Below are 13,439 nucleotides of genomic sequence, written 5' to 3'. Positions count from 1 at the left end.
TACTCAGTCGCGCGCACTCTGGTCGGACATTGCGGGGTGCCAGTCCCTGACTGCTGTCCCTTGGGCGCGGGGTGCCCAGGCCGAGGCCGTGATGGCCTCGGCCTGGGAGGAATTGCTGGTCGCCGACGCCGCCTCCGGCGGTACGTGGGGCCAGGCCAACTGCCGTGAGGGCGAAGCGGCTGATGGCTGGGCGACCACGGTGGGTGCGGACACCGATGTCCGGTCGAACTGGGGCGATCGCCTACCGCCGAGGGATGTGCGATTTCGCATGCTCTATCGACCGCTCCCGCCCATGCGTGACTTTGCGCCGGAGCCGGGGTGGCGGCGCTCCGATGAGTATGGGGCCGCGTGGGATCCCGTCCGTGAGGTATCCGAATCGCTCTATGTGCCCGGCAGGGTCCTGGAGTTCCGTTTTTCAGGTTTGCGCTACTCGCCTTCAAATCTGCCTGCCGCGTTCTTCGACTTCCGCTACGTGCCGACGACTCATGCCATCCAGCCCAGGGATTCAGTTGTGGCTGGGCAGTTCGCATCCGCGCGCTTCCTGGCGTCGATCCGGACGATGTCATGGGCCTGGGGAACGCCAACCGATCCGGTGCCCACAGGCATTGCCTACCCCGATTACCCCGGACCAGTGGTGGTCATCGAGCCACCCGTGGAACCGGACATTCTGGAGACTTACATGATCGCGAACACGGTCACCCTGGTGGTGTTGCCGGAAAGAACGCCGCTGGATGCAACCAATATCCGCATCGGTCTGGATATCGACAGCTTTGCCTGGTCGTTTTCCGCCGAACTGTTCGGGCGTACCTCCCTGAACGTCGTGAAGCCCGACGCGGACGGGCCCAAGACCGTGGAGCTGACCATTAATGGATGGCAATGGCGCTTTCTGGTCGAGCGCTACAGCGGCAGTGGCCGGCACCCCGGCGAGCGCTACAGCATCCAGGGTGCAAGTCGCACACAGTTGCTGACCGAGCCATATGCGCAGCTGGCGAGCTCCAGTAACGATGCTCCGGTCAACGCCAGGCAGGCGGCGGAGGAGCATATCGTGCCCCATGGTTTCGCATTGCACTGGGACAGCGTCGCAATGGGCCCGCCGGACTGGACGCTACCTGCCGGCGCGTTCAGTTACGTGAATCAGACGCCGTTGCAGGTCGTGGCGCGGCTGGCCGCCGTTTCCGGCGCTGTCGTGCGTCCTGACCCTGCTGGCGATGGCCTGAGTGTTCTTCCTCGATACCGGGAAGCTGCCTGGTTTTGGGGCAGTGCCGTAGTTGACCGAATCGTACCCGCAGAAATTATCACCGAGTGGAGCAGCGAGTGGGCTCCGCGACCGGCCTGGAACTCCGTGTATGTCAGTGGCACCACCCACGGTGTGGGGGTTCAGGTTCGTCGTGGCGGGAGCGCGGGGGATGTCGAGGCGAAGGATGTCGCTGATGACTGGATGACCGGTACGGAGGTAGCGCGCTCGAGAGGGATCTGTGAGCTTTCGCAGGGCGGGAATCAGGCGATTACGACGCTGGATATTCCCTTGTTTGAAAAGGGTGGCAGTGCGCCCGGTCTGGTCGAGCCCGCCATGCTGTGCGAAGTGCGGGATATCCAGGAAACCTGGCGAGGACTCTGCCTGGGCGTCGAGATCAGCGCCGAAGGAATCGGAGCTAGCCGAGTGCGCCAGTCATTGCGCCTGGAGCGCCATTATTCAGGAGAGAGCTGATGGCCACGATCAACACCTGGAAACGCTTCATCGACCTGTTACCCGGCGGTACCCGGTTGATTGGCGAGGTTGTCACGGTGAATCTGGATGCCGGGACCAGCCGAGTCAGGCTGCGCGGCGGAAGTGAAATCGTAGTTCGCGGAACACAGGTACCGGTCGCGGCAATGGCATTCATCGTCGACGACATCATCAGCGGGCCTGCGCCCAGCCTTCCGCAATTCGATATTGAGGTCTGAGTATGGCCCTCAAGGCAGACACGGGAGGGCAGCTGACATGCTTATCGACGAACGCCAACTGCTGCTGATCCTGTCCAACGCCCGCCCCGTCGCGGGCGTTTTTGTTCCGGTGCTCAATGCCGCGATGCGTGACTTCGCCATCGACACGCCATCGCGCGCTGCCGCCTTCCTCGCCCAGGTCGGTCACGAAAGTGCGCAGCTGACCCGTTGCGTGGAAAGCCTGACCTACAGCGCGCAGCGGCTGGCCGCCGTCTGGCCGCGACGCTTTCGCCGTGCCGATGGCTCGCCCACGGCACTGGCGCGGGAGGTGGCGTACCAGCCGGAGCGCATCGCCAACCTCGTCTACGCCGGGCGCAATGGCAACGGCGACGAGGCGTCCGGGGATGGCTGGCGCTTTCGTGGGCGCGGCCTGCTGCAGATCACCGGGCGGAGCAATTACCGGTCGGTGGGTGAGGGGCTCGAGCAGCCCTTCGTCGCCCGCCCGCAACTGCTGGCGGAACCGCGTTGGGCTTGCCGCTCCGCCGCGTGGTGGTGGCAGCGCAAGGGTCTCAACGAGTTGGCCGACGAAGAGCGTTTCGAGGACATCACCCGGCGTATCAATGGCGGGCTGAACGGCCTGGAAGCGCGCACGCAGCTTTGGCGCCGGGCGCAGGAGGTATTGGGATGAGCCGCGTCTGGCTGGCGCTGGGTATGGCCGGCTTTCTGCTCGGCGGTTTCATCGGCGGTTGGCTGACGGCGCACTTCTATGGCGGGCAGTTGGAGAAACTGCGCCTGGAGCAGGCGCGCTGCAGCGACGCCGGCAAGGTGCTGGAGTCGAAGCTGGCGCTGCAGAACACTCAGGTCGAAGCGCTGGAGCAGGCTGCCCGCCAGCGTGCGGATGTCGCCGAGCGCGCCCTGGCCCAGGCTCGCGAACGGGCGCAAAGCCATGACGCCGCAGCCAGCCGGCTGCTGCTGGAGCGCAGCGAGGGCGAGGAGTGCGCCGTGGTGCGTCAGCTGATCGACCGGGAGCTGCTGCCATGAAGCTGCTGCGGGTCATCCCTGTGCTGCTCCTGGCTGGCTGCGCTTCGACCGCGCCGCTGCCGGTGGAAGTGCGCATTCCCGTTCCGGTGCCGTGCCGGTCACCTGCCGTCGAAACCCCGCGATTCGCCACCGCCAACCTGCGCCCGGCTGACGATCTGCAAACCAAGGTACGCGCGCTGCTGGCCGAGCGGCAGCAGCACCTCGCCTACGAAACCCGCCTGCGCGCGGCCCTCGACGCGTGCCGCTGAAACTTCCTACCTTCGTCGGCAGGGGCGCCACGCGTATTGCGCTGGCGCCCGGCCTTGGGCTACTGTTCGGCCATCGCTAGGCGAGACCGCAACCGTGATCCACCGCACCCGCATCATCACCTCCCTCCTCAAGGCATTCGCCCGTTGGCGCTGGCGCGCCTGATTCCTTCTTTCCCGGCATAGCGCCGGTCTCTTCTTACGCGTCCATTTCTTCCATCCGCTGGCATAATCGCCAGATTCGCGCAGCCTGCGAGGCCGCAACGGGTGTCGACGATGGCGCGATCCGAAAGCAGTGCAATCATGAGGTTCGAGCAGACATGCTGCTGATGATCGATAACTACGACTCCTTCACCTACAACCTGGTGCAGTACTTCGCCGAGTTGAAGGCCGACATCCACGTCATTCGCAATGACGAGCTGAGCGTCGACGAGATCGCCGCGCTCAATCCCGAACGCATCGTCCTGTCCCCCGGCCCGTGCACGCCGAACGAGGCGGGCGTGTCCCTGGAAGTCATCGAGCGCTTCGCCGGCAAGCTGCCGCTGTTGGGCGTGTGCCTGGGGCACCAGTCCATCGGCCAGGCCTTCGGCGGCGATGTGGTACGTGCCCGCCAGGTCATGCACGGCAAGGTCAGCCCGGTGTTCCACAAGGACCTGGGCGTGTTTACCGGCCTGAACAATCCGCTGACCCAGACCCGTTACCACTCCCTGGTGGTAAAGCGCGAGACACTGCCCGACTGCCTGGAAATCACCGCCTGGACAGCGCTGGAAGACGGCTCGGTCGACGAGATCATGGGCCTGCGCCACAAGACGCTGAACGTCGAAGGCGTGCAGTTCCACCCCGAGTCGATCCTCTCCGAACAGGGCCACGAGATGCTGGCCAACTTCCTCAAGCAGACCGGCGGGGTGCGCGCATGAATATCAAGGAAGCCCTCAGCCGCGTGGTCAACCAGTTGGACCTGACCACCGAGGAAATGCAGGACGTCATGCGCGAGATCATGACCGGGCAGTGCACCGACGCGCAGATCGGCGCCTTCCTCATGGGCATGCGCATGAAGAGCGAGACCATCGACGAGATCGTCGGCGCCGTGGCAGTGATGCGCGAGCTGGCCGACCAGGTCGAGCTGGACAGCTTGAAGCACGTGGTCGATGTGGTCGGCACCGGCGGCGATGGCGCGAACATCTTCAACGTGTCCTCGGCGGCGGCCTTCGTGGTCGCCGCAGCGGGTGGCAAGGTCGCCAAGCACGGTAACCGTGCGGTCTCCGGCAAGAGCGGCAGCGCCGACCTGCTGGAAGCAGCCGGCATTTACCTGGACCTCAAACCCGTCCAGGTGAAGCGCTGCATCGAGACCGTCGGCGTCGGCTTCATGTTCGCCCAGGTCCACCACAAGGCCATGAAGCATGCCGCCGGCCCGCGCCGCGAGCTCGGCCTGCGTACCCTGTTCAACATGCTCGGCCCGCTGACCAACCCGGCCGGCGTGAAGCACCAGGTGGTCGGCGTGTTCAGCCAGGCGCTGTGCCGTCCGCTGGCCGAGGTGCTCAAGCGCCTGGGCAGTGAGCACATCCTGGTGGTGCATTCCCGCGATGGACTGGACGAGTTCAGTCTCGCCGCGCCGACCCACGTCGCCGAGCTGAAGGACGGCGTGGTCACCGAATACGAAGTGCAGCCCGAAGACTTCGGCATCAAGAGCCAGAGCCTGATCGGCCTGACCGTGGACAGCCCGCAGCAGTCGCTGGAGCTGATCCGTGACGCCTTGGGCCGACGCAAGACCGAGGCCGGGCAGAAAGCCGCCGAGCTGATCGTGCTCAACGCTGGCGCCGCGCTCTACGCGGCAGACCTGGCCACCAGCCTGCACGAAGGCATGCAATTGGCCCACGACGCCCTGCACACGGGGCTGGCGCGGGAGAAGATGGAAGAGCTGGCGGCCTTCACCGCCGTTTACCGAGAGGAGAACGCACAGTGAGTGTGCCGACGGTTCTGCAGAAGATCCTGGCCCGCAAGGCCGAAGAAGTCGCCGAACGCCGCGCCCGTGTCGCCTTTGCGGAGGTGGAACAACTGGCGCGTGCGGCCGATGCCCCGCGTGGTTTCGCCAACGCCCTGCTGGAGCGCGCCAAGCGCCGCGAGCCGGCAGTGATCGCCGAGGTGAAGAAGGCTTCGCCGAGCAAGGGCATCCTGCGCGAGAACTTCGACCCTGCCGATATCGCCCGCAGCTACGAGGAAGGTGGCGCTGCCTGCCTCTCGGTGCTGACCGACATCGACTTCTTCCTCGGTAGCGACGCCTACCTGAAGGAAGCCCGCGCGGCCTGCTCGCTGCCGGTGATCCGCAAGGACTTCATGATCGACCCGTACCAGGTGGTGGAAGCCCGTGCCATCGGCGCTGACTGCATCCTGCTGATCGTCTCGGCGCTGGATGACGTGCGCATGGCCGAGCTGGCCTCGGTGGCCAAGGACGTCGGCCTCGACGTGCTGGTGGAAGTGCATGACGCACCGGAACTGGAGCGCGCGCTGAAGACCCTGGACACTCCGCTGGTCGGCATCAACAACCGCAACCTGCACACCTTCGAGGTGAGCCTGGAGACCACCCTGGACCTGCTGCCGGAAATCCCGCGCGAGCGCATGGTGATTACCGAAAGCGGCATCCTCAACCGCGCCGATGTCGAGCTGATGGAAGTCAGCGACGTGTTCGGCTTCCTGGTCGGCGAAGCCTTCATGCGTGCCGACGAGCCGGGCACCGAGCTCAAGCGCCTGTTCTTCCCCGAGCGCAGCAAGGTCAAGCTGGGCGCCGACCCGGACTGACTGCTCTTTGTAGGAGCGAGCTTGCTCGCGAACTGCCCAGGCGCAGTAGTGGCCTTGTAATGTTCGCGAGCAAGCTCGCTCCTACAGAATCAGGGCAACAAAAAAGCCGGCAATTGCCGGCTTTTTTGTTTTCTGGCGTTTCTTCAACGGGTGCCGAAGACCACCATGGTCTTGCCCTTCACGTGTACCAGACCCTGCTCCTCCAGGCTCTTAAGCACGCGACCGACCATCTCGCGGGAGCAGCCGACGATACGGCCGATTTCCTGACGGGTGATCTTGATCTGCATGCCGTCCGGGTGGGTCATGGCGTCCGGCTGCTGGCACAGGTCCAGCAGGGTGCGCGCGACACGCCCGGTGACGTCGAGGAAGGCCAGGTCACCGACCTTGCGCGTGGTTTTGCGCAGGCGGTCCGCCATCTGGCTGCCGAGGGTGAAGAGAATCTCCGGATCCTGCTGGCTCAGTTCGCGGAACTTCGCATAGCTGATCTCAGCGACTTCGCATTCGGTCTTGGCGCGAATCCAGGCGCTACGCTCCTGGCCGGTACTGCCTTCCTTCTCGAAGAGCCCCATCTCCCCGAAGAAATCGCCGGTATTGAGGTATCCGATGATCATCTCGCGGCCATCGTCATCCTCGATCAGGACGGTTACCGACCCCTTGATGATGAAGAACAGGCTCTCGCAGCGGTCACCGGCGTAGATGATGGTGCTCTTGGCGGTGAAGCGGCGGCGATGACAGTGCGCGAGCAACTTGTCGAGGTTCTTTATTTTGGGTGTGAGGGTAATAGCTACCATGCCCGAGTCCCGGAAAGTAGAAAAAGTGGCCTTTGCACAACAGGCGCTAATGATTTGTTATGACCAGCTGTAGTGCCGTGCGTCCCTGGCTCGATCCCCCTCGATCCGCAGGGCGGCGATTGCCTAGCTGAGCATTCTTGCGTGAACGTAAATCCGCAAGAGCTTAACAGACGTCGTGTTACCAGCAATTGGAAGTCTGGAACGTTCGTGTAGGCAATTTCCGAGAGTGTGCCAGTAAACCGGCGCCAGCTTAAGTGATAAATGCATACTTGCCGTGTGGAAATGAGACCTGGGTAACAGCCGTCGCTCCCACTGGGCGTGCTAGGGGCCTGTGATAAGCTGTCGCCCCTTTTTTTTCGGCGGAGTTCCTTGCAATGAAAGCGCGAATCCAGTGGGCGGGCGAGGCGATGTTCCTCGGCGAATCCGGCAGTGGCCACGTCGTGGTGATGGATGGTCCGCCAGACGCCGGTGGCCGCAACCTGGGCGTGCGCCCGATGGAGATGCTCCTGCTCGGCCTGGGCGGCTGCACCAACTTCGACGTGGTCAGCATCCTGAAGAAGGGCCGCCAGCCAGTGGAAAGCTGCGAAGCCTTCCTCGAAGCAGAGCGTGCCGACGAGGACCCGAAGGTGTTCACCAAGATCCACGTGCATTTCGTGGTCAAGGGCCGTGGTCTGAAGGAAGCGCAGGTCAAGCGCGCGGTCGAGCTGTCGGCCGAGAAGTACTGCTCCGCCTCGATCATGCTCGGCCGTGCCGGCGTCGAGATCACCCACGACTACGAGATTGTGGAACTGGGCTGACAGGCACCTTCATCCTTTCATCATCAAGGGTGCGCAAACTCTGGCAGAGGTCGACTGACCTCTGCATAATGCGCCACCTTTTTTCAGGGCCATCCGGCCCGAAACCAAGCAACCACAATCGCCATCGCGAAGAGGTGTAAACCGTCCTACGCAGGTGCCGCCGTACGCATCTGACGGGCATGCTCAACCACGCGGCAGAGCCGCATTTGATGAGAGTTATCCCACGGTGAAAAGCAAACTCAAGCTCCACGGGTTCAACAACCTGACGAAGACCTTGAGCTTCAACATCTATGACATCTGCTATGCCGAGACGCCTGAAGACCAGCAGGCCTACGTGCAGTACATCGACGAAGAGTACGATGCTGAACGACTCACGCAGATCCTCACCGATGTTGTCGACATCATTGGCGCAAACATCCTGAACATCGCTCGTCAGGATTACGATCCGCAAGGCGCCAGCGTAACCATCCTGATCTCCGAGCAGCCGGTCACCCCGACTGACAGCCAGATCGAGGAATCCCCGGGGCCGCTACCGGAAACCATCCTGGCGCACCTCGACAAGAGCCATATCACCGTGCACACCTATCCGGAGATTCATCCGGTGGAAGGCATCGCGACCTTCCGGGTGGACATCGATGTGTCGACCTGCGGCGTGATCTCGCCGCTGAAAGCGCTCAACTACCTCATCCACCAGTTCGATTCGGACATCGTCACCGTGGATTACCGCGTGCGCGGCTTCACCCGCGACGTGGAAGGCAAGAAGCACTTCATCGACCACGAGATCAACTCGATCCAGAACTATCTCTCCGACGACACGTACGAGGCCTATCAGATGACCGACGTGAACGTGTACCAGGAGAACCTGTTCCACACCAAGATGCTGCTCAAGGAGTTCGACCTGGACAACTACCTGTTCGGTGACGCGACCCGCAACCTGTCGCCCGAGCAGCGCAAGCAGGTGGAGGAGCGCGTACGGCACGAAATGCTGGAGATCTTCTACGCGCGCAACATGCCGCGCTGATCGAGGTACTGCGCTGGGAGACACGGCGTTGAAAAGCCGGGCTGAAATGCTCATTTGCTGCAGCAAACTCCGCTTTCATCCTGACTTTTCGCCTTGTCTCTCCTGCGCTCGCAACGCTCGACAGTAGAAACGAAAAAGGGGCGCCCACTGGGCGCCCCTTTTTTTGTCGGCCGGATCAGATCCGGTAGGTGGACTTGGTCATCACCTTGGACAGCAGGGTCATACCGAACTTCACCGGCGCCGGGAAGCGCAGGCCGCCGGCCTCGATGGCGCTGGTGGCGTGGTGCTCCTCGTCCTCGCGCATCTGCTCGAGAATGGCGCGGGACTTCTGGTCCTCGGCGGGGATTTCCGCCAGGTGTTCGTCCAGGTGCTTGCACACCTGGTCTTCGGTGGCGGCGACAAAGCCCAGGCTGACCCGGTCGCTGATCAGCCCGGCAGCAGCGCCGACGCCGAACGACAGGCCGTAGAAGATCGGGTTGAGCACGCTCGGGCGGCTGCCCAGTTCGCGGATGCGCTGTTCGCACCAGGCGAGATGGTCGACTTCCTCGTCGGCGGCTTCTTCCATGGCCTTGCGCACCTTCGGCAGCTTGGCGGTCAGCGCCTGGCCCTGGTACAGCGCCTGCGCGCAGACCTCGCCGGTATGGTTGATGCGCATGAGGCCGGCCACGTGGCGGGCATCGGTGTCGCTGAGCTCGGCATCCGGCTGGACGATGGCGGGGGACGGGCGCCCCGGATGGCCACTGAAAGGCAGCAGGGTGCGCAGCGCGGCATCGGCCTGCAGCAGGAAGCGGTCGGCGGGGGAGTAGTGACGGTCGGCGGACATGGCGCACCTCCGGAAGGAACATTCGCCCGCCAGTTTACCGGATGGCGGATGACAGGTCTTGCCGAGGTGCGCGCAGCGTCTTCTTGTCGATTGCTCGGCGATCAGCCCGGCGGCCAATGCATCTGGCGCTGACCCAGCACGTGCATGTGGATATGGTGCACGGTCTGGCCGCCCAGGTCGTTGCAGTTCATCACCACACGGAAGCCCTCGTCGCAGCCTTGTTCCTTGGCCAGGCGCTGGGCGGTGAAGAGGATGTGCCCAGCCAGCGGCTTGTCTGCCTCGGTCAGGTCATTGAGCGTCGAGATGTGCTTCTTCGGGATTACCAGGAAATGCACTGGCGCCTGCGGGCCAATGTCTTGGAAGGCAATCACCTGGTCATCTTCATAGAGCTTGCGCGCGGGAATGTCCCCGGCGACGATCTTGCAGAACAGACAGTCCACGAAATGCTCCTCCAGTCGTGTGGTCAGGAGCACGAGTTTAGCGGCCGTCGACCACCGCGCCCAGTTCCGGGCCGGTCAACGCAAGGAGTAAGCGTGCAGAACGATATCCATGACCTGGGCCTGGTGCTCGATTCCAGGGTCAAGCTGATCGTCATCGAGTCCTGGGACGAACCTCGGGTGCTGGAGACCCTGACCGGCCTGGCGGTACGGCGTGGGCTCAACCTGCAGCTGTGGTCGGCGACCGAGGGCCTGCAGCGCCTCGGCTTTGGTGGCGAGCCCCAGGGCGAGGGCGACAGCCGTGAGGCCGAGAATGCCCTGCGCCTGATCAAGGCCGATCCGCAGCCGAACCTCTATGTGCTCTGCGATCTGCATCCCTATCTGGTGGATAACCCGCGTGCCGTGCGTCTGCTCAAGGAGATCGCCATGGCCGAGGGAAATTTCCGCCCCACAGTGGTGCTGGTTTCCCATGCATTGAAATTGCCCGCCGAGGTCCAGCGCTTCGCCGCGCGCTTTGCCTTGTCGTTGCCGTCCGAGGATGAACTGGTCGGGCTGGTACGCGAGGAAGCGAGCCGCTGGAGCGAGCGCAATAAAGGCGCGCGCGTGCGCACGGATAACCGTACGCTGCGCCAGGTGGTGAAGAACCTGCGCGGACTTACTCACGGTGAGGCGCGGCTGTTGGCGCGCAGTGTGATCTGCAACGATGGGGCGATCACCCAGGAAGACTTGCCCGAGCTCAACCGCACCAAGTTCGAGCTGCTCAATCTCGATGGCGTGCTCAGCTTCGAGCACGATACCGCGCGCTTTGCCGAAGTCGGTGGGCTGGCCAGCCTCAAGCGCTGGCTGGGCGAGCGGCAGAGCGCATTCACCGAAGGCAAGGACAAGGACCTGCCCAAGGGCGTGCTGCTGGTCGGTGTTCAGGGCGGTGGCAAGAGCCTGGCAGCCAAGGCGATCGCGGGTCTCTGGGGCCTGCCGCTGCTGCGCCTGGACTTCGGCAGCCTCTACAACAAGTACTTCGGCGAGACCGAGCGCAACCTGCGTGAAGCGCTACGCCTGGCCGACAGCATGGCGCCCTGCGTGCTCTGGGCGGACGAAATCGAAAAAGGCGTGGCCACCGGTGACCAGGACAACGGCGTCAGTCAGCGCGTTCTGGCCACGCTGCTGACCTGGATGGCCGAGCGCAAGGCGCCGGTATTTATGGTGGCCACCGCCAACGCCATCGATCGCCTGCCGCCGGAGCTGGTGCGCAAGGGGCGCTTCGACGAGCTGTTCTTCGTCGACCTGCCGGATCATGCCGTGCGGATGGACATTTTTCGCATCCACCTCGTGCGTCGTGAGCTGGAGGTGGCGCAGTTCGATCTGGGCGAACTGGCCGAAGCGGCAGACGGTTTCTCGGGTGCGGAGATCGAGCAGGCAGTGGTCGGCGCCTTCTATGCCGCACAGGCACGACAGAAGGCGGTGGACCAGACGCTGTTGCTGGAGGAAATCCGCCGTACCGCGCCCTTGTCGGTGGTCATGGCGGAGGAACTGGCCGCGCTGCGCCAGTGGGCGGACGGCCGTACCGTGCGCGCGGACTGAGTGCCGGTCAGCTGGCCAGCGCCAGGCGATTGATACGTCCGGCCAGCTTGCGCATGAGCCAGCGCGGCAGTAGGCGCACGCCGCAGGCGAACAGGCGGTTGCGCCAACCGGGGATGATGAGAGCGGGCGCGCGACGCAGCGCTTTCACGGCCAGGAAGGCCACTTCCTCGGGCGACATGACGCGCTTGCCGTCATCGAGCTTGCCCAGGCGCATGTCGGCATTGCGGTAGAAAGCCGTGCGGGTCGGCCCAGGGCACAGCACGGAAACCTTGATGCCGCGGCCCTTGAGTTCTTCGCGCAACCCCTCCGAGAAGTGCAGCACGAATGCCTTGCTGGCGTAGTAGCTGCTCATCCAGGGGCCGGGCAGCAGGCTGGCCATGGAGGCGACGTTGAGAATCCGTCCGCCGCCGGTTCGTTCCATCATCGCGCCGATGCCGTGGCACAGGCGTGCCAGGGCCAGGACATTGAGCTCCAGCAGTTCCTGCTCGCGCGACCAGTCCTGGTCGAGGAAGGCGCCGGAGGTGCCGATGCCCGCATTGTTCACCAGCAGCTCGATTTGCCGCCCGCTCTGCTCCAGCTCGTGCAGCAGGCCGGAAATCTGCAACGGCTCGGACAGATCGCAGACGCGGAACAGCACTTCCACCCCGAAACGCTGAGACAACTCGCAGGCGGCCGTGTCCAGTGCATCGCGCTGGCGTGCTACCAGGATCAGTGCCTGGCCGCGGCGGGCGAGCGCTTCGGCCAGGGCCAGGCCGATACCGCTGGAAGCGCCGGTGATGAGGGCAAAACGAGGCATTCAGGAGTCTCTGTGACGGGGTGGCGTTCGACCACGCCCGCCACGGGTTGTTGCATTACTGATCCGAGTCGCCGCCTTCGGTATCGCCACTGCTGAAGTCGCCGTCGGAGGGCTCCGCGGTGGCTGCCGGATCGGCAGCTTCGTCGCCTTGCTGGTACTGCGAGGCTTGCGCTGCTTGGGCGCGCTCGACGTAGCTCTGGTAGGCGGGGATCGCGATGGCGGCGAGGATACCGCCAAACACCGGGAACAGCAGCCAGGAGAAGGCCAGGACCTTGACGCCGGTGCTGTTGGGCGGCGGCGGCGGACCGAAGCGGTTGGCGGTCTGCTCGCCGGGCATGAACAGCATCAGCAGGCTGAGGACCACGTTGACGAAGGGCACCAGCAGGGCGAGCCAGAGCCAGCCGGACCAGCCCAGGTCATGCAGGCGCTGCACGCCGATGGGCACGCTGAAGACCATGGCGGCGATGACCACCGCAGCAATGGCGGCTACGCCCAGTGGCAGCGAGACGGCCATCAGCAGACTGGCGACCAGGTAAGCACCAAAGACGATGAAGGACAGTGCGGCGGACCAGCCGAGGTAGCGCACGCGGCCGATCCGGCCGGACAGGCTGCGGACCTTCAGTTCGCCGAATTCCGGTAGGTCGTCGCCGACCTGTGCTTGGGGCGGAGCGTAGGGAGAGGCCGTTGCGTTCGCGGTTGGCGCCGCGGTGGTGGGCACCGGATTGGCTGCCAGTTCTGCCTGACGCGCCAGATACTTCTCGATGACGATGCCGCAGGCGCTGCACTCGATAGAGCTGGCCTGTTCATGCCCACACTTGGGGCAGGTCATCCGCTCGTTGCTGGCAGCTTCACCGGCGGCGCGGGCCGCCAGAGTCGACTCGCTGGGGTGGTCGTCGGTTTCCACCAGGCTGAAACCGGCAACGCCTTCGGCTTCCTTGCGGGCGTTGGCGCCGGCACCATGGAGCGCGCGCAGGTACTTGTCGGCTTCGTCGCCGGACAGATCGCGCTTGAGCACGACCGGCTGGCCGCTGAACAGCGCTTCGATTTTCGAGGCGTCGCTCTTGAACAGGCGGGCGAGGTTTTCCTTGGCGGTTTCCAGAGGGGTCTGCGGCATCAGCGCGCCGTCGAACACGATCTTGAAGCGGGATTGATCCATCGGGGCATCCTTGTCTTCTGGCTATGTTGGAATCG

16 protein-coding genes are annotated in these 13,439 nt (G+C 64.2%); 11 read left to right on the top strand and 5 right to left on the bottom strand.

The features are described from left to right. Nucleotides 1-91: 91 nt before the first annotated feature. The 8 genes from AC2T4A_RS01755 to trpC all read left to right on the top strand — a co-directional run bounded on the left by AC2T4A_RS01755 (nucleotide 92) and on the right by trpC (nucleotide 6,005). Entirely contained in the window at nucleotides 92-1,708 is a 1,617-nt protein-coding gene (locus tag AC2T4A_RS01755) for a hypothetical protein (RefSeq protein ID WP_486742604.1), read from the top strand. Continuing rightward, nucleotides 1,708-1,944: a hypothetical protein gene (locus tag AC2T4A_RS01750; protein WP_486742603.1), complete on the top strand. Its 237-nt coding sequence runs from the start codon at nucleotides 1,708-1,710 to the stop codon at nucleotides 1,942-1,944. The genes AC2T4A_RS01755 and AC2T4A_RS01750 overlap by 1 nt, the downstream gene beginning before the upstream one ends. Nucleotides 1,945-1,981: 37 nt before the next feature. After that, nucleotides 1,982-2,611, top strand: coding sequence for a glycoside hydrolase family 19 protein (locus AC2T4A_RS01745; RefSeq protein ID WP_486742602.1), 630 nt, complete (start codon nucleotides 1,982-1,984; stop codon nucleotides 2,609-2,611). Next, nucleotides 2,608-2,964, top strand: a complete 357-nt coding sequence (locus AC2T4A_RS01740; protein WP_486742601.1) for a hypothetical protein — start codon at nucleotides 2,608-2,610, stop codon at nucleotides 2,962-2,964. Before AC2T4A_RS01745 ends, AC2T4A_RS01740 begins: the two co-directional genes overlap by 4 nt. After that, on the top strand, nucleotides 2,961-3,212 hold the full coding sequence (locus AC2T4A_RS01735; protein WP_486742600.1) for a hypothetical protein: 252 nt from the start codon (nucleotides 2,961-2,963) through the stop codon (nucleotides 3,210-3,212). The genes AC2T4A_RS01740 and AC2T4A_RS01735 overlap by 4 nt, the downstream gene beginning before the upstream one ends. 317 nt (nucleotides 3,213-3,529) lie before the next feature. Beyond that, on the top strand, nucleotides 3,530-4,126 hold the full coding sequence (locus AC2T4A_RS01730) for an aminodeoxychorismate/anthranilate synthase component II (RefSeq protein WP_416743339.1): 597 nt from the start codon (nucleotides 3,530-3,532) through the stop codon (nucleotides 4,124-4,126). Next, the gene (gene trpD / locus AC2T4A_RS01725; protein ID WP_371232864.1) at nucleotides 4,123-5,172 is read left to right on the top strand and encodes an anthranilate phosphoribosyltransferase; all 1,050 of its coding nucleotides are present in this window, start codon (nucleotides 4,123-4,125) and stop codon (nucleotides 5,170-5,172) included. Before AC2T4A_RS01730 ends, trpD begins: the two co-directional genes overlap by 4 nt. Further along, the gene (trpC, locus tag AC2T4A_RS01720) at nucleotides 5,169-6,005 is read left to right on the top strand and encodes an indole-3-glycerol phosphate synthase TrpC (RefSeq protein ID WP_416743335.1); all 837 of its coding nucleotides are present in this window, start codon (nucleotides 5,169-5,171) and stop codon (nucleotides 6,003-6,005) included. The genes trpD and trpC overlap by 4 nt, the downstream gene beginning before the upstream one ends. Nucleotides 6,006-6,148: 143 nt before the next feature. Here the strand turns inward: trpC and crp are convergent, their stop codons facing one another. Further along, nucleotides 6,149-6,796 carry a cAMP-activated global transcriptional regulator CRP gene (crp, locus tag AC2T4A_RS01715; protein ID WP_024763566.1) on the bottom strand — a complete coding sequence of 216 codons (648 nt, stop codon included), beginning with the start codon at nucleotides 6,794-6,796 and terminating at the stop codon, nucleotides 6,149-6,151. A gap of 374 nt (nucleotides 6,797-7,170) precedes the next feature. On the opposite strand from crp, the gene AC2T4A_RS01710 reads away from it, so the two are divergent. Then, complete coding sequence (locus tag AC2T4A_RS01710; protein ID WP_015475289.1) at nucleotides 7,171-7,593, top strand: OsmC family protein; 423 nt, start codon at nucleotides 7,171-7,173, stop codon at nucleotides 7,591-7,593. 226 nt (nucleotides 7,594-7,819) lie between these two features. After that, nucleotides 7,820-8,614 (top strand): adenosylmethionine decarboxylase, encoded by a 795-nt coding sequence (speD, locus tag AC2T4A_RS01705; protein ID WP_138525630.1) that lies wholly within the window; start codon nucleotides 7,820-7,822, stop codon nucleotides 8,612-8,614. Nucleotides 8,615-8,789: 175 nt separating this feature from the next. Here speD and coq7 read toward each other — a convergent pair whose 3' ends face one another. Continuing rightward, nucleotides 8,790-9,437 carry a 2-polyprenyl-3-methyl-6-methoxy-1,4-benzoquinone monooxygenase gene (gene coq7, locus AC2T4A_RS01700; RefSeq protein WP_081520755.1) on the bottom strand — a complete coding sequence of 216 codons (648 nt, stop codon included), beginning with the start codon at nucleotides 9,435-9,437 and terminating at the stop codon, nucleotides 8,790-8,792. Nucleotides 9,438-9,538: 101 nt separating this feature from the next. Beyond that, complete coding sequence (locus AC2T4A_RS01695; RefSeq protein ID WP_478378226.1) at nucleotides 9,539-9,877, bottom strand: histidine triad nucleotide-binding protein; 339 nt, start codon at nucleotides 9,875-9,877, stop codon at nucleotides 9,539-9,541. Nucleotides 9,878-9,970: 93 nt separating this feature from the next. On the opposite strand from AC2T4A_RS01695, the gene AC2T4A_RS01690 reads away from it, so the two are divergent. After that, on the top strand, nucleotides 9,971-11,452 hold the full coding sequence (locus tag AC2T4A_RS01690; RefSeq protein WP_416743331.1) for an AAA family ATPase: 1,482 nt from the start codon (nucleotides 9,971-9,973) through the stop codon (nucleotides 11,450-11,452). Nucleotides 11,453-11,459: 7 nt separating this feature from the next. Here AC2T4A_RS01690 and AC2T4A_RS01685 read toward each other — a convergent pair whose 3' ends face one another. Together AC2T4A_RS01685 and AC2T4A_RS01680 are read right to left on the bottom strand one after the other, a co-directional pair. Further along, nucleotides 11,460-12,248, bottom strand: a complete 789-nt coding sequence (locus AC2T4A_RS01685; RefSeq protein ID WP_478378225.1) for an SDR family NAD(P)-dependent oxidoreductase — start codon at nucleotides 12,246-12,248, stop codon at nucleotides 11,460-11,462. Nucleotides 12,249-12,303: 55 nt separating this feature from the next. Continuing rightward, nucleotides 12,304-13,404, bottom strand: coding sequence for a DUF805 domain-containing protein (locus AC2T4A_RS01680; protein WP_416743327.1), 1,101 nt, complete (start codon nucleotides 13,402-13,404; stop codon nucleotides 12,304-12,306). Nucleotides 13,405-13,439 lie beyond the last annotated feature (35 nt).

The organism is Pseudomonas sp. PVC-3-1 (assembly GCF_057444315.1).
The sequence above is the reverse complement of the archived record's forward strand: the minus strand, read 5'-3'. Positions and strand labels throughout refer to the sequence as shown.

Bases quoted from the DNA above. Each gene is read 5' to 3' on its own strand.
- AC2T4A_RS01755 (WP_486742604.1), top strand. From the start codon at position 92: ATGGCCTCGGCCTGGGAGGAATTGCTGGTCGCCGACGCCGCCTCCGGC.
- AC2T4A_RS01750 (WP_486742603.1), top strand. From the start codon at position 1,708: ATGGCCACGATCAACACCTGGAAACGCTTCATCGACCTGTTACCCGGC.
- AC2T4A_RS01745 (WP_486742602.1), top strand. From the start codon at position 1,982: ATGCTTATCGACGAACGCCAACTGCTGCTGATCCTGTCCAACGCCCGC.
- AC2T4A_RS01740 (WP_486742601.1), top strand. From the start codon at position 2,608: ATGAGCCGCGTCTGGCTGGCGCTGGGTATGGCCGGCTTTCTGCTCGGC.
- AC2T4A_RS01735 (WP_486742600.1), top strand. From the start codon at position 2,961: ATGAAGCTGCTGCGGGTCATCCCTGTGCTGCTCCTGGCTGGCTGCGCT.
- AC2T4A_RS01730 (WP_416743339.1), top strand. From the start codon at position 3,530: ATGCTGCTGATGATCGATAACTACGACTCCTTCACCTACAACCTGGTG.
- trpD (WP_371232864.1), top strand. From the start codon at position 4,123: ATGAATATCAAGGAAGCCCTCAGCCGCGTGGTCAACCAGTTGGACCTG.
- crp (WP_024763566.1), bottom strand. From the start codon at position 6,796: ATGGTAGCTATTACCCTCACACCCAAAATAAAGAACCTCGACAAGTTG.
- AC2T4A_RS01710 (WP_015475289.1), top strand. From the start codon at position 7,171: ATGAAAGCGCGAATCCAGTGGGCGGGCGAGGCGATGTTCCTCGGCGAA.
- coq7 (WP_081520755.1), bottom strand. From the start codon at position 9,437: ATGTCCGCCGACCGTCACTACTCCCCCGCCGACCGCTTCCTGCTGCAG.
- AC2T4A_RS01685 (WP_478378225.1), bottom strand. From the start codon at position 12,248: ATGCCTCGTTTTGCCCTCATCACCGGCGCTTCCAGCGGTATCGGCCTG.
- AC2T4A_RS01680 (WP_416743327.1), bottom strand. From the start codon at position 13,404: ATGGATCAATCCCGCTTCAAGATCGTGTTCGACGGCGCGCTGATGCCG.